This is a genomic window from Streptomyces sp. UC4497, from assembly GCF_054871485.1.
Genome location: NZ_JBTYHB010000036.1, coordinates 11,245 through 38,145 on the forward strand (window position 1 = coordinate 11,245; position 26,901 = coordinate 38,145).

Genomic DNA, 26,901 nt, shown 5'->3' on the forward strand with positions numbered 1-26,901 from the left:
GGTGCGGGCCCCTTACATCCGGAAGACGCCGAAGCCGCCGCGGGCGCCCTCGTACGGTGCGGTGTGGATCGCGGACAGGCAGATGCCGAGCACGGTCCGGGTGTCGCGGGGGTCGATGACCCCGTCGTCGTAGAGCCGCCCGGACAGGAACATCGGCAGCGACTCGGCCTCGATCTGCTGCTCGACCATGGCGCGGAGCCCGGCGTCGGCCTCCTCGTCGTACGGCTGCCCCTTCGCGGCGGCGGACTGCCGCGCCACGATCGACAGCACGCCCGCCAGCTGCTGCGGACCCATGACGGCGGACTTGGCGCTGGGCCAGGCGAAGAGGAAACGGGGATCGTAGGCGCGCCCGCACATGCCGTAGTGCCCGGCGCCGTACGAGGCGCCCATGAGCACGGAGAGGTGCGGCACGCGCGAATTGGAGACGGCGTTGATCATCATCGCGCCGTGTTTGATGATGCCGCCCTGCTCGTACTCCTTGCCGACCATGTAGCCGGTGGTGTTGTGCAGGAAGAGCAGCGGGATGTCGCGCTGGTTGGCGAGCTGGATGAACTGCGCGGCCTTCTGCGACTCCTCGCTGAAGAGGACGCCCTGCGCGTTGGCGAGGATGCCGACGGGGTGGCCGTGGAGAGCGGCCCATCCGGTGACGAGGCTGGTGCCGTAGAGGGGCTTGAACTCGTCGAAGTCGGAGGCGTCGACGATTCGGGCGATGACCTCGCGCGGGTCGAAGGGCTCCTTCAGATCGTCGGGGACGATGCCGAGGAGTTCCTCGGGGTCGTACTTGGGCGGCTCCACAGGCCCTGGATCGGCGTACGCCTTGCGGTGGTTGAGGCGGGCGACGACGCGCCGCGCCTGGCGTATCGCGTCCTGCTCGTCGTGGGCGAAGTAGTCGGCGAGCCCGGAGGTGCGGGCGTGCATCTCGGCGCCGCCGAGCGACTCGTCGTCGCTCTCCTCGCCGGTCGCCATCTTGACCAGCGGCGGCCCGCCGAGGAAGACCTTCGCCTTCTCCTTCACCATGATCACGTGATCGGACATGCCGGGGATGTACGCGCCTCCGGCGGTGGAGTTGCCGAAGACGACGGCGACGGTGGGGATCCCGGCGGCCGAGAGCCGCGTGATGTCCCGGAAGATCCCGCCTCCCGGGATGAAGATCTCCTTCTGGGACGGCAGATCGGCGCCGCCGGACTCGACGAGCGAGATCGCCGGGAGCCGGTTGACGTGGGCGATCTCGTTCGCCCGCAGCGCCTTCTTCAGGGACCAGGGGTTGCTGGCGCCGCCGCGCACGGTCGGGTCGTTGGCGGTGATCAGGCACTCGACGCCCTCGACGACGCCGATCCCTGTGACGAGGGAGCCGCCGACCGCGTAGTCGCTGCCCCAGGCGGCGAGCGGGGACAGTTCGAGGAAGGGGGTGTCGGGGTCGAGCAGCAGCTCGATGCGTTCCCGGGCGAGCAACTTGCCGCGCCCCCGGTGCCGTTCGACGTACTTCTCACCGCCGCCCGCGACGGCCTTCGCGTGCTCGGCGTCGAGGGCGGTGAGCTTGTCGAGGAGGGCGGTGCGCCGGCCGGCGTAGTCGTCGGACCGGGTGTCCAGTGCGCTGGCCAGGACGGTCACAGGAGGGCCTCCGGTATGTCGAGGTGGCGTGAACGGAGCCATTCGGCGAGGCCCTTTGCCTGGGGGTCGAATCGGTGTGCTGCGGCTACGCCGTCGCCGAGGAGGCCTTCTACGGTGAAGTTGAGTGCGCGGAGGTTGGGGAGCGGGTGGCGGGTTACGGTCAGTCGGCCTTCATCCACCGGAACCGGTGTTGCGGACGCGGGGCTCTGCCCCGGACCCCGCTGGCTCTCGTCCACGAGCGGGGCTTGATTTGTCTCCGGTAGGAGTTCGCGGAAGAGGTCCACCGTCAGGGTGTGGGCCAGCCAGCGCCACGCCGCGGCGGATTCCACCCACACCCCCACATTCGCGTCGCCGCCCTTGTCCCCACTGCGGGCCCCCGCGATCAGGCCGAGGGGAACGCGGCGCGTGGGCCCGGCGGGCGGAGGCTCCGGGAGGGCGGGGTCCTCGACGGGGACGAGCGGGCGGGTCTCCGGTACGTGTACGGGAACAGGCCGCCGCTCCCCGTCCGGCAGCACCGCCACATGCGGAACCTCGCCCCGCTCCACGTACGCCGCCTCGAACACCCCGTACGGGGAGCCCTTGCCGGGCGGGGCGGTGACGTGGAAGCCGGGGTAGGAGGCGAGCGCCAGCTCCACCGCGGCGCCGCTCAGGGCCCGGCCGACGGCGTCCTGGTTCTGGTCGCGTACGACGAGGCGGAGCAGCGCGCTCGCGGTCTCCTCGGTGTCGGCGTCGGGCCGATCGGTACGGGCTAGCTCCCAACGGACGTGTGCAGGAGCCGACTTGGCGGTACGCAGCGCTTCGTCCATCTGCCGCCGCACCAGCTCCGCCTTGGCCTCGACGTCCAGGCCGGTGAGCACGAAGACGACCTCGTTGCGGTAGCCGCCGAGCAGGTTGAGGCCGACCTTGAGAGTGGGCGGTGGGGCCTCGCCGCGTACGCCGTGGATGCGCACCCGGTCGGGGCCCTCCTGTTCCAGGCGGACGGTGTCGAGGCGGGAGGTGACGTCGGGCCCGGCGTACCGGGCGCTCCCGGTCTCGTACAGGAGCTGCTCGGTGACGGTGCCGATTTCGACGAAGCCGCCGGTGCCGGGGTGCTTGGTGATGACGGCGGAACCGTCCTCGTGGATCTCGGCGAGGGGGAAGCCGGGGCGGGCCAACTGGTGGGCGCGGTCGGCGAATCGGGAGTAGTTGCCGCCGGTCGCCTGCGTCCCGCATTCGAGGACGTGCCCGGCGACGACGGCCCCCGCGAGCCGGTCGTAATCGTCCCCCGCCCAGCCGAAGTGCCAGGCCGCGGGCCCGGTCACCAGCGCGGCATCGGTGACCCGCCCCGTGACCACGACATCCGCGCCCGCGTCGAGGCAGGCAGTGATGCCGGCGCCGCCGAGGTAGGCGTTGGCGGTGAGGACGCCGGGGAACCGGCCGGCGCCGAGCAGATCGTCGCCCTCGACGTGTGCGACACGTACGGGTATGTCCAGCCGAGCCGCCAACTCCCGTACGGCGTCGGCGAGTCCGGCCGGGTTGAGACCGCCCGCATTGGCGACGATTTTGGTGCCGCGCTCGACGGCGAGGCCCAGGCACTCCTCCAACTGCCGCAGGAACGTGCGGGCGTAGCCGCGATCCGGGTTCTTCAGGCGATCGCGGCCGAGGATCAGCATGGTCAGCTCGGCGAGGTAGTCGCCGGTGAGGACGTCGAGTTCGCCGCCGGTCAGCATTTCCTTCATGGCGTCGAACCGGTCGCCGTAGAACCCGGAGGCGTTGCCGATCCGCAGCGGAGGCCTGCTCATCGGGCCTCCTTCGGCGCGCGCCCCTTCCCCGGTGGCCCGGCGAAGGCCTGCGCGATGTCGAGCCAGCGGTCGGCGTCGGGGCCCTCGGCGCGTACGTCGAGGTCGGCGCGGTGCGCGCGCTGGGTGACGAGGAGGCAGAAGTCGAGGGCGGTACCGGTGACCCGTTGGGCCGCATCCTCGGGTCCGTACGTCCACAACTCGCCGCTGGGCGCCACGAGTTCGATGCGGAACTCGGCGTCGGGCGCGGTGACCCCGTGCACGTCGAAGGCGAACTTCCGGGCGCGTACGCCGATCCGGGCGACGTGCCGGAGCCGGTCACTGGGCGTCCGTACGACCCCGAGGGCGTCGGCCACGTCCTGGCCGTGCGCCCACGTCTCCATCAGCCGGCCGGTCGCCATGGAGGCGGCGGACATCGGCGGCCCGTACCAGGGGAACCGGGTCTTGTCGGCCGCGGCGGCGCGCAGCACCTTCTGCAACCGCTCGCGTCCCTCCCGCCAGCCGGCGAGCAGCGCGGCCGGTTCCTGGCGGGCGCCTTCCTCGGCCCCTTCGTCGACGAAGGACTCAGGCGCGGCGATCGCCTTCTCCACCTCGCCCGCGAAGGCGTCGGCGTCGCTCATGGCGAGCAGGGCAGCGCGGTCGGTCCAGGCGAGATGGGCGATCTGGTGGGCGACGGTCCAGCGGGGTGCGGGGGTCGGTGCGGCCCACTGCTGCGGGCTCAACTCCCGCACGATCCGGTCGAGTTCCTCGCTCTCGTCCCGCAAGTCCTCGAACACGGCGGACGGTTCGGACACGGTGCGCTCCCCTCCGGGCACGGCGGTGTGCGGCGCGCCTGGAGCATGGCAGCGGACCAAGAAACAAGCAAGCGTGCTTGCATTAAAGTTGAGCCGATCCTTGGGCCGGCCCTTGGTCCGGCCCTTGAGCCGATCCTTGCGCCGCCGAGGACGCCGCCGAGGACGCCGCCGAGGACGCCGCCGAGGAAGCCGCCGAGGAAGCCGCCGAGGAAGCCGTCGACGGTGCCGGGGGCATGGCCGTCACGCCATGGGCCGCTCCGCGCCCGGAGCCGCCCGCTTCCTGACCGGTCTCGTCGCCTGTTTCGCCACGCACGCCGGCATCCCCTCCACCACGACCGCGGGCCCCATGTCATCGGCCGCGTCCGGGGCGCCGTCACGGTCGGCCGCCGCGTCCGCCGCGAGGCGCCGGAAGGCTCCGGGCGGCATGCCGACCAGCTCCGTAAAACGGGTGGTGAAGGTGCCCAACGACGCGCAGCCCACCGCGAAGCAGACCTCGGTGACGCTGAGGTCGCCGCGCCGCAGCAGCGCCGTCGCGCGCTCGATGCGCCGCGTCATCAGGTACGAGTAGGGCGACTCGCCGTACGCGGCCCGGAACTGCCGGCTGAGGTGCCCGGCGGACATGTGCGCGTCGCGGGCGAGCGCCTCCACGTTCAGCGGCTGCGCGTACTCCCGGTCGATGCGGTCACGGACGCGGCGCAGCCGTGCGAGATCACTCAAGTGCTGCGCCTCGACGCGTGCGCGGCGCCATTCGGGCTGACACATGCGCGGCCCTCAGCGCAGTTCCTGGATGCGGATCAGATTGCCCGCCGGGTCGCGGAAGGCGCAGTCACGGATGCCGTACGGCTGCTCGGTCGGCTCCTGGACGACCTCGGTGTCACCGGCCTGCACCTTCTCGAACGTGGCGTCGAGGTCCGGGGTGGCGAGCAGGATCCAGCCGTAGGTGCCCTTGGCCATCATCTCGGTGATGCTGCGGCGCTCGTCCTCGGTGATGCCCGGGTCGGCGGCCGGCGGCGCCAACAGGATGGACGTGTCGGGCTGACCGGGCGGGCCGACCGTGATCCAGCGCATCCTGCCCTGGCCGACGTCACTGCGGACCTCGAAGCCGAGGACGTCGCGGTAGAAGGCGAGCGAGGCGTCCGGGTCGTCGTGCGGCAGGGAACTCGTATGAATGGTGATGTTCATGACGAAGAGGCTAGAAGCGACTTCGCCTCCGCGCTTCTCGATTCCTGATTGTCCCGTCGGCACTCGGCTCGCTTCTGGTCCACACTCGGCGCGCGAGTTCAAGATCCTCAACGTCACGGCTCTGTCCCGGCGATGACGGGCGGACAGTCCTGTGTAACAGCCATGTATGAGGCGGCGATCGGGCGGAACGATCGACGGGCCGGGTGGGTCCTGGTGATCAGTAACGCACTACGACCCAACAGTTAAGGACGAAAACGATGCGCGCTCGTAAGCTCACCCTCGCCGCCGTCGCCCTCGCCGCGGGCCTCTCGCTCACCGCCTGCCAGGGCAACGAGGACTCCGCCGCGGGCACGACCGACGACTCGTCCGCCACCTCCTCCTCGTCGTCCTCCGGCGGCAACAGCCAGGCCTCCGGCAAGAACGCCTCGAACACGGGCACGGACACCCCTGACGACCCGGACGCCGCGAAGGCCGCCGAGGGCACCGGCCACGGTCAGATCAACACCGGCCCGTGCAAGACCGCGAACCTCGCGTTCGACTCCGCGCACGGCATGGGCGAGGGCACGCTCATAGTCAGCATGCGCAACACCAGCGACGCCTGCTCGCTCAAGGGCTTTCCGGGCGTCGACCTCCGCTCCGAGGAGGCCTCCGGCCCGCTGAGCGCCCAGCGCAGCAGCATGTCGTCCCCGTCCGTCGTCCTCGGCAACGGCGAGACGACCCGCTTCACCCTCCACTACCCGCCGAACAACTCCGGCGGTTCCGGCGTGGACGTCACCAGCATCGACGTCACCCCGCCCAACGAGACCCACTCCGCGTCCCTGAAGGTCGGCCTCAACCTCCCGGTCTCCGCCGACACGGAGACCAAGGTCACCGTCGACCCGGTCGGCACCGGCAAGCAGTGACCCTCACTCGTGCAGCGCGACCGCGGGGTCCTTCTTGCGGCCCACCTGCGTCCGCACCGCGCCCATGCTCGCCGCGATCACGAAGGTGATGGCCAGGACCTCCGACCAGGCCAGGTCCTGGCTCAGGACGAGGAAGCCGGAGAGCGCGGCGACCGCCGGTTCGAGGCTCATCATCACCGCGAACGTGGACGCGGGCAGGCGGCGCAGCGCGACGAGTTCGAGGGTGTACGGGAGGACCGAGGACATGATCGCGACGGCCGCGCCGAGGCCGAGGGTCACCGGGTCGATCAGCTTCGGGCCCGCCGTCGCGATGCCGAGCGGCAGGCAGAGCACCGCCGCGACCACCATCGCGAGCGCGAGCCCGTCCGCCTGCGGGAAGCGGCGGCCCGTGCGGGCGCTGAAGATGATGTACGTCGCCCAGCAGGCGCCGGCGGCGACCGCGAAGCCCACACCGGCCAGGTTCAGTCCGCCGAGCCCGTCCCCCGCCCCGCCGAGCAGGAACACGCCACACAGCGCGAGCCCCGCCCACAGGACGTTGACGAGGCGGCGGGAGGCGAAGACCGAGAGGGCGAGCGGGCCGAGCACCTCGAAGGTGACCGCGATGCCGAGCGGGATACGGGCCGCCGCCTGGTAGAAGAGCAGGTTCATGCCGCCCATGGCGATGCCGAAGGCGACGACCGTGCCCCAGTCGGAGCGCGAGTGGCCGCGCAGCCTGGGGCGGCAGACGACGAGCATGACCACGGCCGCCACGACGAGGCGGAGGGTGACGACGCCGATCGCTCCGGCGCGCGGCATCAGGCTCACCGCGAGCGCCGCGCCGAACTGCACCGAGATGCACCCCGCGAGGACGAGGCCGACCGGGCCCAGCGAGCCGCGGCGGCGGGGCGGCTCCGCGCCGGCGCTCGCGGTCACGGCCGGGGCGGCGTCATGCGCCACGGCCACGGGTTCGGTCTGCGGGCCGCTCACGGTCCACCCCCTCTTGAGTGCAATACGTTCGAGTGCAATACGTTGGACAGCAGCGGACAGTCTACTGAACTTGCCGACCGCCTTGAACCTTCACGCTAGATCCGTCCGGCATGCCCCGTGAAATACTTTCTGCGCTCCCGTTATGCTCCGCGCACATGACCACGGGACGCACATGATCAGGGATCGCGGATGAGCAGGGAACCGGAGCTGCGCCACCTGCGCTGCTTCCTCGCGATCGCCGAGGAGCGCGGCGTCACCCGCGCCGCCGCGCGCCTCGGCCTGAGCCAGCCGGTCGTCTCGCGCACCCTCGCCGCTCTGGAGGACGCGCTCGGCGTACGGCTCGTGGACCGCTCCACCCATCACCTCGACCTCACCCCCGAGGGGCGCTCGTTCCACGAGAAGGCGGCCGTCGCCGTCGCCGCGTTCGAAGACGCGCTCGCCGCCGCCCGGGCCCCGCACCGCCCGCTGCGCCTCGGCCACGCCTGGTCGGCGGCGGGCGAGTTCACGACGCCGCTGCTGCGCCGCTGGCGCCGCGCCCACCCGGAGGTCCCGCTGGAGCTGCTGCGCGTCGACGACCGCACGGCAGGGCTCACGCGCGGCGCCGTCGACCTCGCCCTCCTGCGCGGCCCGGTCGACACCCCCGGCCTCGTCACCGAACTGCTGCACCTGGAGGCGCGGGTGGCGGCGGTGCCGTCCGACAGTCCGCTCGCCCGCCACCGGCGGCTCGCGCTCGCCGACCTCAGCGACCAGGTCATCGCCCTGAACACGGTCTCCGGCACGACCTCCCTCGACCTGTGGCCGCCCGCCGAACGCCCCACCTCGACGCTCACCGTCGCCAACACCGACGACTGGCTCGCCGCTATCGCCGCGGACCGGGCGGTGGGCGTCACGTCGACGGCGACCGTGGGCATGCACCCGTACCCCGGCGTCACCTACGTCCCCCTCACCGACGCCCCCGACCTCCCCGTCCTCCTGGTCCGCCGCCAGGGCCCCGGCCACCCGTCCGTGCCGGACCTGATCGCGCTGGCCCACGAGGTCGCGGGGCCCTGAGGACCCGCCCGTCGCATCGCACAGGTCCACCCCTTGTCCGTTCTCGTCTCATCCGACGGACAGGTTTCGGCCGCGTTTCTCCTTCGGGCTACCCTCCATTTCGTGGCTGAGATCCAGATTCCCGCTGACATCAAGCCCGCCGACGGACGTTTCGGCGCTGGCCCCTCCAAGGTGCGTACGGAGGCGTTGGACGCCCTGGCCGCCACCGGTACGTCCCTGATGGGTACTTCCCACCGTCAGGCCCCCGTGAAGAACCTCGTCGGTCGCGTGCGCGACGGCGTCAAGGACCTCTTCTCGCTGCCCGAGGGCTACGAGGTGATCCTCGGCAACGGCGGCTCCACCGCGTTCTGGGACGTGGCGACGCACGGCCTGATCGAGAACAAGTCGCAGCACCTGAACTTCGGCGAGTTCTCCTCCAAGTTCGCGAAGGCCTCGAAGCTGGCCCCCTGGCTGGCCGAGCCGACCGTGATCTCCTCCGACCCGGGTACGCACCCGGAGCCGGTCGCCGAGGCCGGTGTCGACGTCTACGGCCTGACCCACAACGAGACCTCGACCGGCGTCGCGGCGCCGATCAAGCGCGTGGCCGGAGCGGATTCCGGTTCCCTCGTCCTCGTCGACGCCACCTCCGGCGCCGGCGGCCTCCCGGTCGACATCGCCGAGACGGACGTCTACTACTTCGCCCCGCAGAAGTCCTTCGCCTCCGACGGCGGCCTGTGGATCGGCATCTTCTCCCCCGCCGCGATCGAGCGCGCCCAGCGCATCCACGCGTCCGGCCGCCACGTCCCGGAGTTCTTCTCCCTGCCGACGGCGATCGACAACTCCCGCAAGAACCAGACGTACAACACGCCGGCGCTCTCCACGCTCTTCCTGCTCGCCGAGCAGCTGGACTGGATCAACGGCCAGGGCGGCCTCGACTGGTCGACGGCCCGGACGAAGGACTCGTCCTCGCGGCTGTACTCGTGGGCCGAGGAGTCGAAGTACGCGACGCCGTTCGTCACGGACGCGGCGAAGCGGTCGCAGGTCATCGGCACGATCGACTTCGACGAGGGTATCGACGCCGCCGCGGTGGCCAAGGTGCTGCGGGCCAACGGGGTCGTCGACACGGAGCCGTACCGGAAGCTGGGGCGCAACCAGTTGCGCGTCGCGATGTTCCCGGCGATCGACCCGGCGGATGTCCAGGCCCTCACCGCCTGCATCGACTACGTCATCGGCCAGCTCTAGCCCATCCGGCGTCACGGCCCCGGGGCTCCGCCCCGGACCCCGCTGCTCAATCGCCGCAGGGGCTTAAATTGCTCAACCGGCTGCCGGGCGCGGATGGTGCAATCGGCGGCGGGGCTTGGTATTTCAAGCCCCGCCGGCGATTGAGGCGCGGGGTCCGGGGCAGAGCCCCGTGGCCGCAACCACCGTGCCGGTCAACGGCTCAAGCGGTGGAAGCGCCGCACGGCGAGCGGCAGGAACGTCGCCGTCAGTACCACCGGCCACACCACAGCCATCAGCACCGCGTTCTGCTCCACCCAGGAATCCCCCGCCCCGACCGGCGTGCCGAAGAGTTCGCGGGATGCCGTGACCGTCGACGAGATCGGGTTCCACGCCGCCACCGCCCCCAGCCAATCCGGCATCAGCTGCGGCGCGACGAAGATGCTGGAGATCATCGTCAGCGGGAAGGCGACCGCGAAAAGGCCGCCCGCCGCCTCCGGGTTGGGAACCAGCAGGCCCAGCCACACCCCCAGCCAGATCAGCGCGAACCGCAGCCACAGCAGCAGCGCGAACGCCGCGAGCCCGCCCACGACCCCGCCGTCCGGGCGCCAGCCGATCGCGAGCGCCGTCAGCATCAGGATCGCCAACTCCGCGCAGGAGACCAGCAGATCGGTCACCCCGCGCCCCGCCACCACCGCCGACGGCGCCATCGGCATCGAGCGGAACCGGTCGATGACCCCCTTCGTCGCGTCGTGCACCACGAGCGTCGCCGTGTTGATGAAGCCGAACGCCATCGTCATCGCGAACATCCCCGGCATCAGGAAGTCCCGGTAGTCCCCGCCGCCCGGCACCACCATCGCGCTGCCGAAGACGTACCCGTACAGCAGCACCGACAGGATCGGGAAGCCCAACTGCCAGGCGATGTTGACCGGTTGGCGCTGGTAGTGGGTGAGCCCCCTGCGGACCACGTTCCAGCAGTCGGCCACCGCCCAGTAGGCACTCGTACCGCTCATGCCGCTCGTACCGCCGCTCATCACGCGGCCCTCCCCGTCAGTTGCAGGAACACGTCGTCGAGGCTCGGCCTGCGCAGTCCGATGTCCTCGACCGCGACGCCCTCGTCCTGGAGCGTGCGCGCGGCGTCCGTGAGCGCGGCGACCCGGTCGGCGACCGGCGCGTGCACCCGCAGCGCCTCCTCGTCGACGACCGGGTCGGCTCCGCTCCGGGCGAGGATCTTCGCGGCGCGCGGCAGATCGCCCGACTCCGCCACCACGACCTCGACCCGGTCCCCGCCGACGGACCGCTTGAGCCCCTCGGGGGTGTCGTCGGCGATGGCCCGCCCCTGGTCGATGACGGTGATCCGCGAGGCCAGCCTGTCGGCCTCCTCCAGATACTGGGTGGTCAACAGCACCGTCGTGCCCGCCGCCACCAACTCCCGGACGCTCTCCCACACTTCGCCCCGGCCGCGCGGGTCGAGCCCGGTCGTCGGCTCGTCCAGGAACAGCACGTCCGGGGTGAGGATCATGGACGCCGCGAGGTCGAGCCGGCGCCGCATGCCGCCGCTGTACTCGTCCACCCCCTTGTCGCCCGCGTCCGCGAGCCCGAACTGGTCGAGCAGCTCGGCCGCCCGCACCCTCGCCCGGCGCCCGCCGAGATGGAAGAGCCGGCCGAACATCTCCAGGTTCTGCCGCCCCGTGAGCACCTCGTCCACCGCCGCGTACTGCCCGGTGAGCCCGATGCGGCGGCGCACCTGACGCGACCGGGAGGCCACGTCCACGCCACCGACCTCGGCCCGCCCCTCGTCGAACTTCAGCAGCGTGGCGAGCACGCGCACCGCCGTCGTCTTCCCCGCCCCGTTCGGCCCGAGCAGGCCGTGCACCGTGCCGCGCCGCACGGTCAGGTCGAACCCGTCGAGCGCGCGCTTGTCCCCGTACCGCTTCACGAGCCCCTCGGCCCGCACCGCGTGATCGTGATCCCCGTCGGTCACGACTCCTCCTCCGCACGTCGCCATCGGAACACCCACCCCTCCGCAAACTGAGTACGCCGTACCCAAATCAGAGTACACCGTACTCAGTTTTTCGCCAGAGGTTTACGCTGAGCCCCATGACGAGCGGCACCCAGGGCGGCACCAAGGGCACGAACAGCAGCGCCGAGACCTCCGGCAGCGGCGACATCCGGCGCAGCATGGAGCTGTTGTGGGGCACGGGGGCCCGGCCGAGCCGGGGGCCGAAGCCCGCGCTCTCGCTCGACCGGATCGTCGAGGCCGCCGTCGAGGTCGCGGACGCCGAGGGGATCGGCGCCGTCTCGATGCGTCGGCTCGCCACCGACCTGGGCACCGGCACCATGTCGCTGTACCGGTACGTACCGGGCAAGGCCGAGCTGCTCGACCTGATGCTGGACCGGGTGCAGACCCCGCACGAGGACCCGGCCGCGCTCGGCGACGGGAGCTGGCGGGCCGCCGTCGCCACGATGGCCCGCGAGACCCTCGCCCTCTACCAGCGCCACCCCTGGCTGCTCCAGGTCAACCAGGCCCGGCCCGTGCTCGGCCCCGGCGCGCTGTCCGGCATGGAGAAGATGATGGCCCGCATCAAGCCCATGGGCCTCACCGATCCGGAGCTGCTCTCCGTCCTGGTCATGGTCGACGGATACGTGTCCGGGGTCGCGCGCACCCGCATCTACGAGCAGGAGGCGGAGACGACGTCGGGCATGACGGACGCCGCGTTCTGGGAGGCGCAGAGCCCCACCCTGGAGGCCGCGATGGCCAGTGGCCGCTACCCGGTGATGGCGTCCCTGTCCGAGGACACGTTCGCCCCCGGCTTCGACCACTTCGAGTTCGGACTCCAGCGGATCCTGGACGGGCTCGACGTCCTCGTCGCGGCACGCGGCAAGCCGTGACAGAACACCGAAGCGGACGTATGGCGACTGACGAGTCCGACGGCTGATTCAGCGGTTCTTGGGGCGGCGGAACAGCCTTCCGATCCCGAACAGCAGGACGAGGACGACGACGGCACCGACCGCGCCGGCCTTGCCGGTGATGGCGCTGTCGCCGTCATCGCCGCCCGAACCGCCTTGATCGGAGGACGAGTTCGAGCCGTCTCCGGAGTCGCCCGCGCCCTCGACCTCCACGGGCTCCACCTCGCTGCCCTGCCCCTCGCTCCCGTACAGCAGGGTCTTTCCGTCCGGCGTGTACGTCACCGACTCGCCCTGCGGCTGCATCGGCACGCTCAGCCGGCCCTGGCGCTCGGGCTTCCCGTCGTTCCACTTGTACGAGATGCCGCCGAAGTAGCCGCGTACGGCGAGCTGTTTGCCGTCGGGCGAGAACGCGGCGTCCGTCGCCCACAGGTCGATGTCGGCGACGCGGCTGAAGGTGTTGGTGGCGGAGGGGTTCAGCGTGGCCGGGCCCTCGTACAGGCCGCCGCCGTCCTCGCCCTTCTCCACGATGTAGACGCGCCCGGTCTTCGGATGCACCATCATCGCCTCGGCGTTACGCGCGCCGTCGGCGTATTTCACGTCGTACTGGGTGGCCTTCACCGTCTGGTCGGTGAGCTTCTTCGGCTCGGGCAGCTTGTAGATCCACACGTGGTCCCACTTGCCGCCGAGGTTGTCGCCGATGTCGCCCACGTAGATGTTCCCGTCGGGGCCGATCGAGATCGCCTCGACGTCCCGCGGGGCGCCGACGCCGCTCATGGTGATCGTGGCGACGGTCTTCCCGGTCCTGCCGTCGATCGCGAACAGGAACGCGCCGTCGTCGCTGTCGTTGTGCGTCCAGTAGATGCCCGGGTGGGCGCGCGAGGCGGCAAGGCCGCTGGACTCGGTGATCCGCGGGTCCTGGATCGTGAACCCGTCGGAGCCGACGGAACGGGAGTCGGCGACCGCGGGACCGGAAGCCGCGCCGAGAAGGAGGACTGCGGCGACCCCGGCCGCCCCCAGATACGCACGCATGCCCCCAGCTTGCCAGGCGTGTTGGGGCTCACACGCACGCACCCGGCGTGATCGACGATGATGAGCGGATGCTCAGGTTCATGCCGGTCGGCGACTCGATGACCATTGGGAGCGCCGGGGAGCACACCTGGCGCCTGCGCTTCTGGCAGCATCTTCGCGCCCATTCGGTGCCGCACGCGCTGGTCGGCCCCCGCACCGCCCTGTACGGCGACAGCCACGCGTACGCGGACCCGGACTTCCCGCAGCACCATCTCGCCGGCTGGGGCGAGGGCTGGCAGCACATGGCGCCCGCGATCGCCCAGGCGGTGACCGACGCCCGCGCGGACGTCCTCCTCGTCTCCCTCGGCCTGATAGACCTCGGCTTCTACACCGACGCCGAACAGACGGCGGCGAACCTGCGCCGCTTCATCGCCGAGGCCCGCCGCGCGAACCCGGCCGTCCGCATGGTCCTGCTCCCCGTGATCCCCAACGTCAGGGCCGAGACGGACGCCCCCTTCGCCGCGGAGGTCGCCCACTTCAACACCCTCCTGGCGAAGGCGGTCGCGGACCTCGACGAGCCCCGCTCCCCGCTGCTCCTGGCCTCCGTCCCCGAGTCGTACGACATCCACCACGACACGTACGACGGCACCCACCCGAACGCCTCCGGCGAGCACAAGCTGGCCGCCGCGTACGCGGACGCGCTGCATCAGGCATGGGGGATCGGCGGTCCTTACCGGGGGCTCCAACAGGTCCGTTAGGGCGCACGTTCGAGCGTTTTCGCAGTTACGCGGCCTGCTGTGACGGGGTCACTCTGCGTATCGTTGTACCGCGCGGCTGCCCGCATCGGTCGAGTGGCCGGGGAGGAGCGCCGCGATGACCGCCGAGGCAATCGACAGGATCGACATCGACATGGCGACGGTGAACGAGCAGATCTTGGACGAGATGTTCGACCAGATGACCATCCCCGAGGGCTACAAGGCAGAGATCGTCGAGGGGATCGTCTACATGTCGCCGCAGCGGGACACGCACTGGGAGATCATCGCTGACATCTTCGAGCAGTTGCGCACGAAGTACCCGCGCAAGCGCGTGAAGTCCGACGTCCGTATCGACTACCCGGGCAATCTCAACGGCTTCGCCACCGACGTCACCCTGGTGTCCGAGACCGCCGAGAAGAACGCCAAGGGTCTGTGGCTCTGGCAGGACGTGGTGTTCGTCGCCGAAGTCATCTCCAAGGGCACCGCGCAGAACGACTACGGCCCCAAGAGGACCGCCTACGCCACCGCGGAAGTCCCCGTCTACCTGGTCGCCGACCCCTACCAGGGCAAGTGCCACCTCTACACCCAGCCCAAGGGCGCCGAGTACGTGTCCGAGCTGACCGTCGCCTTCGGCACCGACGTCGGCATGACCGACACCCCTGTCGGCCTCACTCTCGACACCACCGAATTCCCCCGCGACTGACTGCCCGAAGTCCCAACCCGCTTGCCTAGAGCGCACTCCACGTCCTTGGCTTAGCACTCATGAAGTACACACAGCTCGGACGCACGGGACTCAAGGTCAGCCGACTCGTCCTCGGCACCATGAACTTCGGTCCGCAGACCGACGAGGCCGCCAGCCACGCCATCATGGACGCGGCGCAGGCGAGCGGCATCAATTACTTCGACACCGCCAACGTGTACGGCTGGGGCGAGAACAAGGGCCGTACCGAGGAGATCATCGGCACCTGGTTCGCCAAGGGCGGCGGGCGGCGCGACAAGACCGTGCTCGCCACGAAGGTCTTCGGCAACATGGCCGGCGACGGCGGCGAGGTCTGGCCGAACCACGACCGGCTCTCCGCCGTGAACATCCGGCGCGCCGTGGACGCCTCGCTGAAGCGGCTCCAGACCGACTACATCGACATCTACCAGTTCCATCACATCGACCGGCACACGCCGTTCGAGGAGATCTGGCAGGCCATCGACGTACTGATCCAGCAGGGCAAGATCCTTTACGCCGGGTCCTCCAACTTCCCCGGTTACAAGATCGCCCAGGCCAATGAGCTGGCGAAGGCGCACGGCCGCGTGGGCCTCGTCAGCGAGCAGTGCCTCTACAACCTCGCCGAGCGCCGTGCCGAGATGGAGGTCATCCCGGCCGCGCAGGACTACGGCCTGGGCGTCATCCCGTGGTCGCCGCTGCACGGCGGGCTGCTCGGCGGCGTGCTCAAGAAGGAGAGCGAGGGCAAGCGCAGGTCGCAGGGCCGCTCCGCCACCGCGCTGGAGAACACGAAGGTGCGCGAGCAGGTCCAGCGGTACGAGGATCTGCTGGACAAGCACGGGATCGAGCCCGGCGAGGCGGCGCTGGCCTGGCTGCTCACCCGGCCCGGCATCACGGGCCCGATCGTCGGCCCGCGCACGCAGGAGCAGCTGGACTCGGCGCTGCGCGCGGTCGAGCTGGAGCTGAGCGAGGAGGTCGTGTCCGGCCTGGACGAGATCTTCCCGGGCCCGGGCCCGTCCCCCGAGGCGTTCGCCTGGTAATCGGCCCCGCCGGTACGCGGCGGCCTTCGGTCGACTACTGGCCGACGGCCGCCGCGACAGCCACGACGACGAACATCAGCACGAGCACACCGGCCATGATCCGGTTACGGGTCTTCGGGTCCACGTCAACGAGACTAACGCGTGTCCGCGAACCGCCATCCGGCGACCTTCTCGTAGCGCGGCCGCTCCCCCGGCACCCCCGACCTCGGCAGCAGACTGCGCACGAGCGTCAGCTCCGTCGCGGTCCAGGGCGTGCCCACGAAGCCGTCGAGGGCGGACACGTAGGCGCCGAGGTCCCGGGTCTCCCGGCTGCGCGCGAGCGTGAGGTGCGGGCGGTAGCGCCGGTGCTCCATTTCGAGACCCGACTTGCGGCCGGCCGCCTCCGCGCGCTCGGCGACCCTGCGCAGCGCCGCCACGTCGCCGCTCACGCCCGTCCACAGGGCGCGGCCACCGAAGTGCCCGCCGCCGCCGAGCGCCAGCGTGAACGCCCCTGTGCGGGTCGCTGCGCGGGCGAGGCGGCGGGACAGCTCGGGCACGGTGTCCTCCGGTACGCCGCCGTAGAAGGCGAGCGTGATGTGCCAGCCGCTCCGCTCGGTCCAGCGGATGCCGTCCTCCGCGGGCGGCAACGTGCCGACGGCGTCGCCCAGTTCGGCGAGCGCGTCGACCGGCGGCAGCACAGCGGTGAAGAGCCTCACCTTTCAGCCCCACGCCCGCCCCAGGGGCTTGGCACACCGGAGTGGGTCACGCTGCCGCCGCCAGCTCACGCGGCACGAACTGCACGTGGCGTTCGCCGCGGCGGAGGTCCACCTTCAGGCGGAGGTTCGCCGCGCGGGCCAGCATCAGGCCGACGCCGACCGCCGCCGCCGCGCAGATCACACCGGCCAGGGCGAAGCTCACCCGTACCCCGTACTGGTCGGCGAGCCAGCCGAAGAGCGGGCCGCCCAGTGGCGTACCGCCGGTGAAGACCATCATGAACAGGGACATGACGCGGCCGCGCATCTCGGGGTCCGTGCCCATCTGGACCGTGGAGTTGGCGGTCACGTTCACCGTCAGGCCGAGGATGCCGAGCAGCACGATCAGCGGGGCGAACGCCCAGACGCCGGGCGCCCACGCCGCCGCGACCTCCAGGACACCGAAGCCGATCGCCGCGCCGACCAGGACCCGCAGACGGGTCGAGCGGCGCCGGGCCGCGAGCAGCGCGCCGGCCAGCGAGCCGATCGCCATGAGCGTGTTGAACAGGCCGTACTGGCCGACCCCGCCGTGGAACACGTCGTCCGCGTACGCGCTCAGCCAGATCGGGAAGTTGAAGCCGAAGGTGCCGACGAAGCCGACGAGGACGATCGGCCAGATCAGTTCGGGGTGCTGGGACACGTAGCGCAGCCCCTCCTTGAGCTGGCCCTTGCCGCGCGGCGCCCGCTTGGTCTCGTGCAGCTCGTGCGTGCGCATGAGCATGAGGCCGGTGAGCGGGGCGAGGAAGGACAGGCCGTTGGCGAGGAACGCCCAGCCGGGGCCGACCGCGGCGGTCAGCGCGGAGGCGACGGCCGGGCCGATGAGGCGGGCGGACTGGAAGTTGGCCGAATTCAGGGAGACCGCGTTGCGGACCTGGTCGGGGCCGACCATCTCGGACACGAACGACTGCCGCGTCGGGTTGTCGACGACCGTGACGAGGCCCGTGAAGAAGGCCGCGAGGTAGACGTGCCACACCTGGACGTTGCCCGTGAGGGTGAGCGCCGCGAGGAAGAGGCCGGAAAGGCTCATCGCGCCCTGCGTGCAGAACAGCAGGTTCCGCTTGGCGAACCGGTCGGCGATCACACCGCCGTACAGGCCGAAGAGCAGCATCGGGAGGAACTGCATGGCCGTCGTCACGCCGACGGCGGCGGAGGATCCCGTGAGGGAGAGCACCAGCCAGTCCTGGGTGATGCGGGCCATCCAGGTGCCGGTGTTGGAGACGACTGCCCCGGTCGCGAACAGCCGGTAGTTGCGTACCTTCAGGCTGGCGAACATCGAGGGCTTACGTGGGCGGGCGTTCGGGTCGTGGGCGGCTGGTGCGGGGGCGGAGTCTGCTCCGGATCCCGTACTCAAAGTAGGTTCGCCTCCTCGGCGGTCGTCCTGCGTCGTCGTCGGCTCGGTCGTGCTGTCGTACTCGTTCGTCGTGCTCGTTCGTCGTGCTCGTTCGTCGTGCTCGATCGTCGTGTTCTGTCGTCGTACTAGGTCGTGGCTGTCGTGTTCGTCGTGCTCGGAGGGGCGCTCCGAGGCGGGCTCAGAGGTGCGCGAGCTTCTCCAGGACGGGTGCGGCCGCGCGCAGCTTGGCCCAGTCGTCCTCGTCGAGCCCCTCGGCGAGGTTCGCCAGCCACGCGTTCCGCTTGCGGCGGCTCTCCGCGAGCATGGTCTCCGCCCGCTCGGTGGACGTGACGACCTTCTGCCGGCGGTCCTCGGGGTGAGGCTCCAGCCGGACCAGTCCCTTGGCCTCGAGGAGCGCGACGATTCTGGTCATCGACGGCGGCTGCACATGCTCCTTGCGGGCCAGCTCACCCGGCGTCGCGGAGCCACATCCGGCGAGCGTGCCGAGCACCGACATCTCGGTGGGACTCAGCGATTCGTCGACCCGCTGGTGCTTGAGTCGACGCGACAGGCGCATCACTGCGGAACGCAGGGAGTTCACGGCGGCTGCATCGTCGCCATGGGAGAGGTCTGGCATGTTCGTTAGCGTAACTCATTACTGTGTCTAACGACTACCAGGGGGGCGCGACGGGTCAGTGATCCCGACCACGCGCACGCCCGCGCAGGGGGCTGCAGAAAAGTTTCATCACCCATATGAGTGAGCCGGATGCGGAAAGTGACGCAACAGATCAGGGGCGCCCGCAACCCTGTCCGTATGGGATCGACAGTGCTCAGTCTGCGGATCGACGGTGAGCTGCTCGACCGGCTCAAGGTGCATGCCGCGAAAAGAGGAATGAGCGTCCAGGACTATGTGGTCCGGACGCTCATTCGGGACGACTTCGACGAACGCTTCAAGACTGCCGTCGAGGAGACGGAGCGGTTCTACGGAGACGTGACCACGTAGGGCCGCACTACGTAAGGCGGCGCTACGTAAAGCCGCACTACGTAAGGCCGAGTGCCGGCATCAGGTAGTAGAAGACGAACACGGCGGAGACGGCGTACATCGCGGCCGGCACCTCCTTGGCGCGGCCCGCGACCACGCGCAGCACGGTGAAGCTGATGAAGCCCATGCCGATGCCGTTCGTGATCGAGTACGTGAACGGCATCATCAGCATCGTGATGAACGCGGGGATGGCGATCGTCCAGTCGTCCCAGTCGATCTCACGGATTCCACCGGCCAGGATCAGGAAGCCGACCGCGACGAGCGCGGGGGTGGCCGCCTGGGACGGGACCATCGTGACGACCGGCGTGAGGAACAGCGCGACCGCGAACAGCAGGCCGGTGACCACGTTGGCGAGGCCCGTACGGGCGCCCTCGCCGACGCCGGCCGTGGACTCCACGAAGCAGGTGGTGGCCGAGGACGAAGAGGCGCCACCGGCGGCGACGGCGACACCGTCGATGAACAGGACCTTGTTCATGCCGGGCATCTGACCGTGCTCGTCGGTCAGCTTGGCCTCGTCGCTGATGCCCATGATCGTGCCCATCGCGTCGAAGAAGCACGACAGCAGCACGGTGAAGACGAACAGGATTCCGGTGAGGATGCCGACCTTGTGGAATCCGCCGAACAGGCTGACCTGCCCGATGAGCGAGAAGTCCGGGCTCGCGACCGGGTTGCCGGGCCAGGACGGCACGGTCAGGCCCCACGAGGCGGGGTCGATGTCCGCGATGGCGTTGATGATCAGCGCGACGACGGTCATGACGACGATCGCGAGCAGGATCGCGCCCGGCACCTTGCGCACGAGCAGGGCCAGGGTCAGCAGCACACCGAGGACGAAGACCAGGACCGGCCAGCCCATCAGGTGACCGCCGGTGCCGAGCTGAAGCGGCACCGTGGTCTGCGCGGCGTCCGGCATGCGCGTCACGAAGCCGGAGTCGACGAGGCCGATCAGCAGGATGAACAGGCCGATGCCGATCGCGATGCCCTTGCGCAGGCCGTACGGCACGGCGTTCATGACCCGCTCGCGCAGACCGGTGGCGACGAGCAGCATCACGACGAAGCCCGCGAGGACGACCATGCCCATCGCGTCCGGCCAGGACATGCGGGGCGCGAGCTGCAGGGCGACGACCGTGTTCACGCCGAGGCCCGCCGCGAGCGCGATCGGCACATTGCCGATGACGCCCATGAGCAGCGTGGTGAACGCGGCGGTCAGCGCGGTCGCCGTGACCAGCTGGCCGTTGTCCAGCTGGTGCCCGTACATGTCCTTCGCGCCACCGAGAATGATCGGGTTCAGCACGATGATGTAGGCCATTGCGAAGAACGTGGCGAGGCCGCCACGGATCTCACGCGGGATGGTCGAGCCGCGCTCAGTGATCTTGAAGTAGCGGTCGAAGCCGTTCTTCGGGGCCGGCGGCGGCGAGTCGTTGACATCGACCGGGGTGGTGGCCGAAGTGGACATGGATGACCTCAGCGGTATTCAGCAGTGAAATGCGGGCGGGGTTCGTGATCGAGTCTGGTGGTCGTGTGGTCACCTGCGGGTTACCCCGACGTTTCCGCTGGTGTTTCATACGAACATAAGTGGCCAGTCTCAGGCTGTTTCAGTATGAACATATGAGGCCGAATTTGCTATCTCCGCGCGTAGACCCTTGCGGTGAGGGGCTTGTACCGGGTTGTCGGTGGGTCCTCGTAAGCTGTGCACATGGCGAAGTGGATCCCGAAGCATGAGGCACCCGAACCCCTCGAGGGGCCCGTGGTCGCCACCATCACGGGTGGCACGATCCTCTGGTTCGTCCTCTTCCTCGCGCAGCTGCCGTTCTACGGGTGGTTCGAGGACCGCGGGATCACGTGGTGGGTGTGGTGCTGCCTGGCCGGTGCCGGTCTCGGCCTGATCGGGATCTGGTACGTCCGGGGGCGTGACGCCGCGCTCAAGCGGGCGGCCGCCGCGGCGGTCACGGACCGTGAGGCTTCCACACCCGAGGGGTAGACCCCCTAAATCGCCCGTACCGTCGTTTTCATGACGGATATCGACGCGGGAGCCGAACTCGACCCGGGCCACCCGGCGCCGGCTCCGTCACGGGCCTTTGGCCTCACCCGGGCCGAGGTCGCCGAGCGCGTCGCACGCGGCGAGGTGAACGACGTACCCGTGCGCAGCTCGCGGTCCGTGGTGGAGATCGTGCGCGCCAACGTCTTCACCCGGTTCAACGCGATCATCGGCGTGCTCTGGGTGATCATGCTCTGCGTCGCGCCGATCCAGGACAGCCTCTTCGGCTTCGTGATCCTGGCCAACACCGGGATCGGCATCATCCAGGAGTGGCGGGCGAAGCAGACCCTGGACTCGCTCGCCGTGATCGGCGAGGCGCGGCCCACGGTGCGGCGCGACGGGGTCACCGTCGCCGTCCCCACCTCCGAGATCGTGCTCGGGGACCTCATCGAGATCGGGCCCGGCGACAAGATCGTCGTGGACGGGAGCTGCGCCGAGGCCGACGGCCTGGAGATCGACGAGTCGCTCCTGACCGGCGAGGCCGACCCGGTCCTCAAGCAGCCCGGCGACGAGGTCATGTCGGGTTCCTTCGTGGTCGCGGGCGGCGGCGCGTTCACCGCGACGAAGGTGGGGCGTGAGGCGTACGCGGCGCAGCTGGCCGAGGAGGCGAGCCGGTTCACGCTCGTCCACTCCGAGCTGCGCAGCGGCATCTCCACGATCCTCAAGTACGTCCAGTGGATGATGATCCCGACCGCGCTCGGCCTGATCCTCAGCCAGCTCGTGGTCAAGGACAACGACCTCAAGGACTCGATCGCGCGCACGGTCGGCGGCATCGTGCCGATGGTCCCGGAGGGCCTGGTGCTGCTGACGTCGGTGGCGTTCGCAATCGGGGTGATCCGGCTCGGCCGCCAGCAGTGCCTGGTGCAGGAGCTGCCCGCGATCGAGGGTCTGGCCCGCGTCGACACGGTCTGCCTCGACAAGACGGGCACGCTCACCGAGGGCGGCATGGACGTCACCGAGCTGCGGCTGCTCGGCGACAGGGCCGGGGACGAGACGTACGAGGCGTACGTACGGAAGGTGCTCGGCGCCCTCGGCGAGTCCGATCCGCGGCCCAACGCCTCCCTCCAGGCGATCATCGACGCGTACCCGGACAGCGAGGAGTGGCGCTGCACGGAGGCGCTACCGTTCTCCTCCGCGCGCAAGTACAGCGGCGCCGCCTTCAGCGAGGGCAACGGGACGGGCAACGCGTGGCTGCTCGGGGCGCCCGACGTGCTGCTGCCCGCGGACGACCCGGCGCTCGCGGCGACCGAGGAGCTCAACCTCCAGGGGCTGCGGGTGCTGCTGCTCGCCCGCGCGCCGGAGGGGCTCGAGGGCGAAGGCGTCGTGGCGAGCGCCGAACCGACCGCCCTCGTCGTCCTCGAACAGCGGCTGCGGCCCGACGCCGGGGACACGTTGCGCTACTTCGCCGAGCAGGACGTACGGGCCAAGGTCATCTCCGGTGACAACGCGGTGTCGGTGGGGGCCGTCGCCGCGAAGCTGGGTCTTGAGGGGCGGGCCGTCGACGCGCGGACGCTGCCCGAGGATCCGGAGGAGCTGGCCGACGCGCTCGACGACGGCACGGTGTTCGGGCGGGTGACGCCGCAGCAGAAGCGGGACATGGTGGGCGCGCTCCAGGCGCACGAGCACACGGTCGCGATGACGGGCGACGGCGTGAACGACGTCCTGGCCCTGAAGGACGCCGACATCGGTGTCTCCATGGGCTCGGGCTCGGAGGCCACCCGGGCCGTCGCCCAAATCGTCCTCCTCAACAACTCTTTCGCGACGCTGCCCTCGGTGGTCGCGGAGGGCCGCCGGGTCATCGGCAACATCACGCGCGTGGCCACGCTCTTCCTGGTCAAGACCGTCTACTCGGTGATCCTGGCGCTGCTCGTGGTCTGCTTCCAGGTGGAATACCCCTTCCTGCCACGGCACTTGACACTTCTCTCCACCCTGACGATCGGCGTCCCCGCGTTCTTCCTCGCCCTCGCGCCGAACAAGGAGCGGGCCAGGCCGAACTTCGTACGGCGGGTGATGCGGTACGCGATTCCCGGCGGGGCCGTCGCCGGGATCGCCACGTTCGCGATGTACCTGATCGCCCGGCACCACTACGCGGGTTCGGGCGCGCTCGCCGCGGAGACCAGCTCGGCGACGCTGACGCTCTTCCTGATCTCGATGTGGGTCCTCGCGATCATCGCCCGTCCGTACACGTGGTGGCGGGTGGGACTTGTCGCGGCGATGGGTCTCGGCTTCCTGCTGGTGCTGGTGGTGCCGTGGCTCCAGGACTTCTTCGCGCTGAAGCTGGTGGGCGCAGCCATGCCGTGGACTGCCGTCGGGGTGGCGGGGGTGGCGGCGGGCGTGTTGGAGTTCTTGTGGCGTTGGGTGGGGCGTCGCTTTCCGGCGTGACCGATCAAGCCCCGCTCTTGGACGTGAGCCCGCGGGGTCCGGGGCGGAGCCCCGGGACCGTGGCGCCGGTGCCGTGCAGCTAGTCGAACCAGCGGTCGCGGGCCAGCTCGGACGTGCGGGACGGGTCTTCCAGGAGGGCTGCTACCTCGAAGCGTCGGGGCCACTGGCCCGCCGCCCAGGCGAGGCCTGCCGCGACGCCCTCCAGGGTCGCCGCGTGGACCACACCGTCGGCCGTCCGGCACCAGTCGACCTCGACGTCGGAGACGTACAGCTCCTCGTGCTCGACGTACGAGGCGGGGGTTCCGGGGCCGAGCAGGACGCGCACGGGTTCGGGCACGTCGTGCACGTCGCCGCCCTCGACCTCCCCGGCCCCCACCGCCTCGCTCAGGCGCCGCACCTGGAACAGCTCCGCCAGGTGCGCCGCCTTCGACGGGGTGACCGGGAGGAGCGCGCGGCCCTCGGTGAGCGGGATGAGGTCCGGGGCGTCGGCGACGAGGGCGTCACGGGCGTCGACGATCACGACCTCCCCGTCCCGCACGGCGCGCAACTCGTCCGGCAGTGTGACCTGCTCGGGGTCGAGGTCGGCCAACTTGCCGTAGATGGCGTGGAGTTGCGCCGAGTCGACCGGACGGTCGGGGTCGGCGAGGCGGTCGAGGAGCTCCGCCGCGCCACCCGGCTCGTCGAGCAGCGCGGCGACGGAGGTGCGGACGCCGAGCGCGCGCAGCACCTGCTCGTCGTCGAAACCGGCCGCGTCGGCGGGCTCGTACAGGCCGACGAGCAGCGGGTCCCCGCCCTCGGCGCGCAGACCGGCCGGCCTGCGCCCGCCCAGGACCGGGTTCCCGCGCAGCCACCAGGCCGTGTACGGACGCACCAGCTCATGCGTGCCGTCGGGCAGCAGCACGCGGACCGGCTGGGTGAGGGCGTCCCGCAGCGGCGGCTGCGAGAGCAGCGCGAGCGCCTGCGGCCAGCGGTCCTCGTCGACCAGGTCCAGATCACGTACGGCGGTCACCTCGTTGGCGACCGGCGGGACCGGGGTGTCGGGCAACCGGTCGAGGACGTCCTCGCACCACACGTCGACGGCGTCGAGGAGCCCGACGTCATCCGGCTCGGGGAAGTCGCCCTCTCGCGGGTCGAGTTCGTCGGGGTCGAGGACGACGTCGGTGGCACGGACGAGCGCGAAGGTCGCGAGGACACCGCAGGCCGCGAGCGGCCCCTGCCCCCAGCGCTCGGCCAACTCCGCGTCCACGAAGGGCAGTTCGTCCTCGCGCAGCACCTCGGCGATCGGGCTGCCGGGGAGCAGGAGTTCGGCGGCCGGGGCGAGTTCGCCCTCGTCGTCGGTGAGGGCGAGCGCGCCGAGCCACGGTTCGTCGCCGACGTCGAGGTGCGCGTCGCGTACGAGGGTGAGGACGACGTCGGCCAACTCGTCGGCGTCCAGGGTGGTTTCGTCGTCCCAGGCGGACGCGTCGTCGTCGAGGGACGCGGCGACCGCGGCACGCACCTGCGGGGTCCGCAGGACGGCTCGCGGGGTGGCGGGCAGGGCGCCCAGCTTCTCCAGGAGCGGGTGGGCGGCATCGGCGTGCGCGACCTTGAGGCCGAGCCGGGCGAGCGCCTCACCGGGGACCGCGGAGGCCTCGGCGGTGGGGAGCAGCACCTGGCGCGGGCCGATGGTGGTGCGGCCACCGGCGAGCGGAACGGGCAGCCCGCTGAGCCGGTCCGGGTCGACGCCGGCGAGGGACTCGTACAGTCGCCGCCACCAGCCGGGCTCCTTCTCGAGCCCCGCCAGCCGGTCGATCGCCTCGGTCAGCGGGACGCGGGCGACGCCCAACGTCCGCAGTTCCACGCGCCGTTCGAGGCCCGCGGGCAGCAGGCTGGGCAGCACGTCGGCAAGGACCCGCACGGTTTCGGCGCCCGCGCCCTCGACGACCTCGGCGTCGCGGGGCTTGAGGGAGATCGGCCGGTCGTCCTCGGGGTCTCCCGGTTCGATCGCCGGGGGCAGGAAGGCGGTGCGCGGCAGCCGCTCCAGGACGGCGGCGCGCAGGGCCCCGTCCAGCTCGCTCCGGCCGAGCGGGCCCGGCACGAGGTCGAGGATGCCGGTTCCCACGGGGCTCCAGTCGCCGAGCAGTTCCGCGTACGCGTCGGCGGCGCGTTCGGTGAGGAAGTCGGTGAGCGGGCCGGGGGCGACGTGCCGCCGTGCGGTGTCCAGCGGGAACGAGGCGATGAGCAGGGCGGGTACGCCGAGGGCCTCGTCGCTGGGGGTGGGCGCGTACAGCACGGGTTCGCTGCGCGGCCTCTGCGGCGCCCCGTCGTCGTCGACCGGCACGGCCCAGGTCACGGCCCAGTGCGGCCGCAACCGCTCCTCCACGGGCCGATCGGCGAGGAGGCCGGCGTCGAGGGGGCCGGTGCGGGTGACGGTGCGGTATCGGTTCTCAAGCCCCTGCGGCGATTGAGCAGGCCTTTCAAGCCCCGCCGACGGGTGGGCCAAATTAAGCCCCTGCGGCGATTGAGCAGCGGGGTCCGGGGCAGAGCCCCGAGACGTCGACCCCGTGTCCGTGATCACGACATAGGGCGCGTCCTCCGAACGGCGCAACGTCCGCGTACCCGACTCCGTCGTGATCACGACCTCCGTCAACCCCGGCAGCGCGAGGAGGAGCGTGTCGTCCACACCCTCCAGCAACCGCGCGGCCAGCGCCTCCGCCGCACCGTCCCGCAACGGAAGGATGACCACCGTGTCGTACGGCTCAGGCGCGGAGCCCTCCGCCGCGAACGGCAGCCTCAGCAGCGGCACATGCCCGTCCCGGCGCCGCAGCTCGTCGCCGAGGTCCGGGCTGCGCAGCGCCGCGTCCGACGCGGCGAGCCGCGCGTCCGTCAGGGACCAGCGCACACCCCCGCTCCGGCCGACCACCGCGGGCTCGTCGGAGACGGCGAGCACGGCCGCGAAGCCGACGCCGAACCGGCCCACCGCGCAGCTCGTGTCCTCCCGCTTCGCGGAGGCCCGCAGCGTCGACAGCGACTCGACGCCCGCCTCGTCCAGGGGCGCGCCGGTGTTGGCGGCGGCGAGCACGCCGTCCTTCAAGGTGAGCGCGAGGCGGCCCTCGACGCCGGCCCGTGCGGCGGCGTCCGCGGCGTTCTGCGCGAGTTCGACGACGAGGCGGTCGCGGTAGCCGCCGAGGGCGAGGTCCTCCTCGGCGTTGGCGTCCTCGCGGAAGCGGGCGGCGCTGCCGGACCACGCCTGGAGCACGGTGTGGCGCAGGCGCGCGGTGTCGAAGGGGTCGACGCCCTCCGGTGCGGGGCGCGCGATTCTGCTGACGCTCACGGGTGACTCCTCTGGGCGGCGTGGTCGTGATCGGCCGAACCGTATCGCGCAGGGTTCCCCGTGTTGCCGTGCGCATGCAGCCGCACCGGGGTTGACGACGCGGGGCTCCGCCCCGGACCCCGCGCCTCAAACGCCGCAGGGGCTGGAAATGCCCACCCGC

The 26,901-nt window shown here is 70.9% G+C and carries 24 protein-coding genes; 10 read left to right on the plus strand and 14 right to left on the minus strand.

The genetic code is table 11. The features are described 5' to 3' along the window. Positions 1-12 precede the first annotated feature (12 nt). From ACYSUO_RS34080 to ACYSUO_RS34100, 5 genes are all read right to left on the minus strand, one after another. Positions 13-1,611, minus strand: a complete 1,599-nt coding sequence (locus ACYSUO_RS34080) for an acyl-CoA carboxylase subunit beta (protein ID WP_461780084.1) — start codon at positions 1,609-1,611, stop codon at positions 13-15. Continuing rightward, positions 1,608-3,392, minus strand: coding sequence for an acyclic terpene utilization AtuA family protein (locus ACYSUO_RS34085; protein WP_461780085.1), 1,785 nt, complete (start codon positions 3,390-3,392; stop codon positions 1,608-1,610). The genes ACYSUO_RS34080 and ACYSUO_RS34085 overlap by 4 nt, the downstream gene beginning before the upstream one ends. Continuing rightward, complete coding sequence (locus tag ACYSUO_RS34090) at positions 3,389-4,183, minus strand: TIGR03084 family metal-binding protein (protein WP_461780086.1); 795 nt, start codon at positions 4,181-4,183, stop codon at positions 3,389-3,391. Before ACYSUO_RS34090 ends, ACYSUO_RS34085 begins: the two co-directional genes overlap by 4 nt. 240 nt (positions 4,184-4,423) lie before the next feature. Next, positions 4,424-4,945: a helix-turn-helix transcriptional regulator gene (locus tag ACYSUO_RS34095; RefSeq protein WP_461780087.1), complete on the minus strand. Its 522-nt coding sequence runs from the start codon at positions 4,943-4,945 to the stop codon at positions 4,424-4,426. 9 nt (positions 4,946-4,954) lie between these two features. Then, entirely contained in the window at positions 4,955-5,365 is a 411-nt protein-coding gene (locus ACYSUO_RS34100) for a VOC family protein (RefSeq protein ID WP_461780088.1), read from the minus strand. Positions 5,366-5,622: 257 nt separating this feature from the next. Between ACYSUO_RS34100 and ACYSUO_RS34105 the strand changes: the two genes are divergently transcribed. After that, on the plus strand, positions 5,623-6,267 hold the full coding sequence (locus ACYSUO_RS34105) for a DUF4232 domain-containing protein (protein WP_461780089.1): 645 nt from the start codon (positions 5,623-5,625) through the stop codon (positions 6,265-6,267). Between the two features lie 3 nt (positions 6,268-6,270). Here the strand turns inward: ACYSUO_RS34105 and ACYSUO_RS34110 are convergent, their stop codons facing one another. Beyond that, positions 6,271-7,233, minus strand: a complete 963-nt coding sequence (locus ACYSUO_RS34110; RefSeq protein ID WP_461780090.1) for an EamA family transporter — start codon at positions 7,231-7,233, stop codon at positions 6,271-6,273. A 189-nt stretch (positions 7,234-7,422) separates the two neighbouring features. Between ACYSUO_RS34110 and ACYSUO_RS34115 the strand changes: the two genes are divergently transcribed. Continuing rightward, on the plus strand, positions 7,423-8,283 hold the full coding sequence (locus ACYSUO_RS34115) for a LysR family transcriptional regulator (protein ID WP_461780091.1): 861 nt from the start codon (positions 7,423-7,425) through the stop codon (positions 8,281-8,283). A 102-nt stretch (positions 8,284-8,385) separates the two neighbouring features. Beyond that, positions 8,386-9,504: a phosphoserine transaminase gene (gene serC / locus ACYSUO_RS34120; protein ID WP_461780092.1), complete on the plus strand. Its 1,119-nt coding sequence runs from the start codon at positions 8,386-8,388 to the stop codon at positions 9,502-9,504. A gap of 191 nt (positions 9,505-9,695) precedes the next feature. On the opposite strand, the gene ACYSUO_RS34125 is transcribed toward serC, so the two are convergent. Both ACYSUO_RS34125 and ACYSUO_RS34130 read right to left on the minus strand, forming a co-directional pair. Beyond that, positions 9,696-10,514: an ABC transporter permease gene (locus tag ACYSUO_RS34125; RefSeq protein WP_461780093.1), complete on the minus strand. Its 819-nt coding sequence runs from the start codon at positions 10,512-10,514 to the stop codon at positions 9,696-9,698. Next, positions 10,514-11,488, minus strand: coding sequence for an ATP-binding cassette domain-containing protein (locus ACYSUO_RS34130; protein WP_461780094.1), 975 nt, complete (start codon positions 11,486-11,488; stop codon positions 10,514-10,516). The genes ACYSUO_RS34125 and ACYSUO_RS34130 overlap by 1 nt, the downstream gene beginning before the upstream one ends. Before the next feature lie 92 nt (positions 11,489-11,580). On the opposite strand from ACYSUO_RS34130, the gene ACYSUO_RS34135 reads away from it, so the two are divergent. Next, on the plus strand, positions 11,581-12,372 hold the full coding sequence (locus ACYSUO_RS34135) for a TetR/AcrR family transcriptional regulator (protein ID WP_461780095.1): 792 nt from the start codon (positions 11,581-11,583) through the stop codon (positions 12,370-12,372). Positions 12,373-12,420: 48 nt separating this feature from the next. Here ACYSUO_RS34135 and ACYSUO_RS34140 read toward each other — a convergent pair whose 3' ends face one another. Then, positions 12,421-13,419 (minus strand): lactonase family protein, encoded by a 999-nt coding sequence (locus tag ACYSUO_RS34140; protein ID WP_461780096.1) that lies wholly within the window; start codon positions 13,417-13,419, stop codon positions 12,421-12,423. Between the two features lie 68 nt (positions 13,420-13,487). Here ACYSUO_RS34140 and ACYSUO_RS34145 point away from each other — a divergent pair, with 68 nt between their 5' ends. From ACYSUO_RS34145 to ACYSUO_RS34155, 3 genes are all read left to right on the plus strand, one after another. Beyond that, positions 13,488-14,156, plus strand: a complete 669-nt coding sequence (locus tag ACYSUO_RS34145) for an SGNH/GDSL hydrolase family protein (RefSeq protein WP_461780142.1) — start codon at positions 13,488-13,490, stop codon at positions 14,154-14,156. A gap of 115 nt (positions 14,157-14,271) precedes the next feature. Continuing rightward, entirely contained in the window at positions 14,272-14,856 is a 585-nt protein-coding gene (locus tag ACYSUO_RS34150; protein WP_461780097.1) for a Uma2 family endonuclease, read from the plus strand. A 59-nt stretch (positions 14,857-14,915) separates the two neighbouring features. After that, on the plus strand, positions 14,916-15,908 hold the full coding sequence (locus ACYSUO_RS34155; protein WP_461780098.1) for an aldo/keto reductase: 993 nt from the start codon (positions 14,916-14,918) through the stop codon (positions 15,906-15,908). 134 nt (positions 15,909-16,042) lie between these two features. Here ACYSUO_RS34155 and thpR read toward each other — a convergent pair whose 3' ends face one another. From thpR to ACYSUO_RS34170, 3 genes are all read right to left on the minus strand, one after another. After that, entirely contained in the window at positions 16,043-16,603 is a 561-nt protein-coding gene (gene thpR / locus ACYSUO_RS34160; RefSeq protein ID WP_461780099.1) for an RNA 2',3'-cyclic phosphodiesterase, read from the minus strand. 46 nt (positions 16,604-16,649) lie between these two features. After that, the gene (locus ACYSUO_RS34165; protein WP_461780100.1) at positions 16,650-17,990 is read right to left on the minus strand and encodes an MFS transporter; all 1,341 of its coding nucleotides are present in this window, start codon (positions 17,988-17,990) and stop codon (positions 16,650-16,652) included. Between the two features lie 178 nt (positions 17,991-18,168). Beyond that, positions 18,169-18,606, minus strand: a complete 438-nt coding sequence (locus ACYSUO_RS34170) for a MarR family winged helix-turn-helix transcriptional regulator (RefSeq protein ID WP_461780101.1) — start codon at positions 18,604-18,606, stop codon at positions 18,169-18,171. Between the two features lie 177 nt (positions 18,607-18,783). Between ACYSUO_RS34170 and ACYSUO_RS34175 the strand changes: the two genes are divergently transcribed. Beyond that, complete coding sequence (locus tag ACYSUO_RS34175; protein ID WP_266712647.1) at positions 18,784-18,972, plus strand: ribbon-helix-helix protein, CopG family; 189 nt, start codon at positions 18,784-18,786, stop codon at positions 18,970-18,972. 37 nt (positions 18,973-19,009) lie between these two features. Here the strand turns inward: ACYSUO_RS34175 and ACYSUO_RS34180 are convergent, their stop codons facing one another. Beyond that, positions 19,010-20,464, minus strand: a complete 1,455-nt coding sequence (locus ACYSUO_RS34180; RefSeq protein WP_461780102.1) for an NCS2 family permease — start codon at positions 20,462-20,464, stop codon at positions 19,010-19,012. A gap of 240 nt (positions 20,465-20,704) precedes the next feature. Here ACYSUO_RS34180 and ACYSUO_RS34185 point away from each other — a divergent pair, with 240 nt between their 5' ends. Then, a complete protein-coding gene (locus ACYSUO_RS34185; protein WP_266712643.1) occupies positions 20,705-20,989 on the plus strand; it encodes a DUF2530 domain-containing protein in 285 nt (94 codons plus the stop codon). A 30-nt stretch (positions 20,990-21,019) separates the two neighbouring features. Continuing rightward, on the plus strand, positions 21,020-23,428 hold the full coding sequence (locus tag ACYSUO_RS34190; protein WP_461780103.1) for an HAD-IC family P-type ATPase: 2,409 nt from the start codon (positions 21,020-21,022) through the stop codon (positions 23,426-23,428). 79 nt (positions 23,429-23,507) lie between these two features. Here ACYSUO_RS34190 and ACYSUO_RS34195 read toward each other — a convergent pair whose 3' ends face one another. Continuing rightward, positions 23,508-26,741 carry a sacsin N-terminal ATP-binding-like domain-containing protein gene (locus ACYSUO_RS34195; protein ID WP_461780104.1) on the minus strand — a complete coding sequence of 1,078 codons (3,234 nt, stop codon included), beginning with the start codon at positions 26,739-26,741 and terminating at the stop codon, positions 23,508-23,510. Positions 26,742-26,901: the final 160 nt, after the last annotated feature.

Bases quoted from the DNA above. Each gene is read 5' to 3' on its own strand.
- ACYSUO_RS34170 (WP_461780101.1), bottom strand. From the start codon at position 18,606: ATGCCAGACCTCTCCCATGGCGACGATGCAGCCGCCGTGAACTCCCTG.
- ACYSUO_RS34135 (WP_461780095.1), top strand. From the start codon at position 11,581: ATGACGAGCGGCACCCAGGGCGGCACCAAGGGCACGAACAGCAGCGCC.
- ACYSUO_RS34140 (WP_461780096.1), bottom strand. From the start codon at position 13,419: ATGCGTGCGTATCTGGGGGCGGCCGGGGTCGCCGCAGTCCTCCTTCTC.
- ACYSUO_RS34115 (WP_461780091.1), top strand. From the start codon at position 7,423: ATGAGCAGGGAACCGGAGCTGCGCCACCTGCGCTGCTTCCTCGCGATC.
- ACYSUO_RS34085 (WP_461780085.1), bottom strand. From the start codon at position 3,392: ATGAGCAGGCCTCCGCTGCGGATCGGCAACGCCTCCGGGTTCTACGGC.
- ACYSUO_RS34095 (WP_461780087.1), bottom strand. From the start codon at position 4,945: ATGTGTCAGCCCGAATGGCGCCGCGCACGCGTCGAGGCGCAGCACTTG.
- ACYSUO_RS34145 (WP_461780142.1), top strand. From the start codon at position 13,488: ATGCTCAGGTTCATGCCGGTCGGCGACTCGATGACCATTGGGAGCGCC.
- ACYSUO_RS34125 (WP_461780093.1), bottom strand. From the start codon at position 10,514: ATGAGCGGCGGTACGAGCGGCATGAGCGGTACGAGTGCCTACTGGGCG.
- ACYSUO_RS34150 (WP_461780097.1), top strand. From the start codon at position 14,272: ATGACCGCCGAGGCAATCGACAGGATCGACATCGACATGGCGACGGTG.
- ACYSUO_RS34175 (WP_266712647.1), top strand. From the start codon at position 18,784: ATGGGATCGACAGTGCTCAGTCTGCGGATCGACGGTGAGCTGCTCGAC.
- ACYSUO_RS34130 (WP_461780094.1), bottom strand. From the start codon at position 11,488: ATGGCGACGTGCGGAGGAGGAGTCGTGACCGACGGGGATCACGATCAC.
- ACYSUO_RS34185 (WP_266712643.1), top strand. From the start codon at position 20,705: ATGGCGAAGTGGATCCCGAAGCATGAGGCACCCGAACCCCTCGAGGGG.
- ACYSUO_RS34155 (WP_461780098.1), top strand. From the start codon at position 14,916: ATGAAGTACACACAGCTCGGACGCACGGGACTCAAGGTCAGCCGACTC.
- ACYSUO_RS34105 (WP_461780089.1), top strand. From the start codon at position 5,623: ATGCGCGCTCGTAAGCTCACCCTCGCCGCCGTCGCCCTCGCCGCGGGC.
- ACYSUO_RS34180 (WP_461780102.1), bottom strand. From the start codon at position 20,464: ATGTCCACTTCGGCCACCACCCCGGTCGATGTCAACGACTCGCCGCCG.
- ACYSUO_RS34190 (WP_461780103.1), top strand. From the start codon at position 21,020: ATGACGGATATCGACGCGGGAGCCGAACTCGACCCGGGCCACCCGGCG.
- ACYSUO_RS34100 (WP_461780088.1), bottom strand. From the start codon at position 5,365: ATGAACATCACCATTCATACGAGTTCCCTGCCGCACGACGACCCGGAC.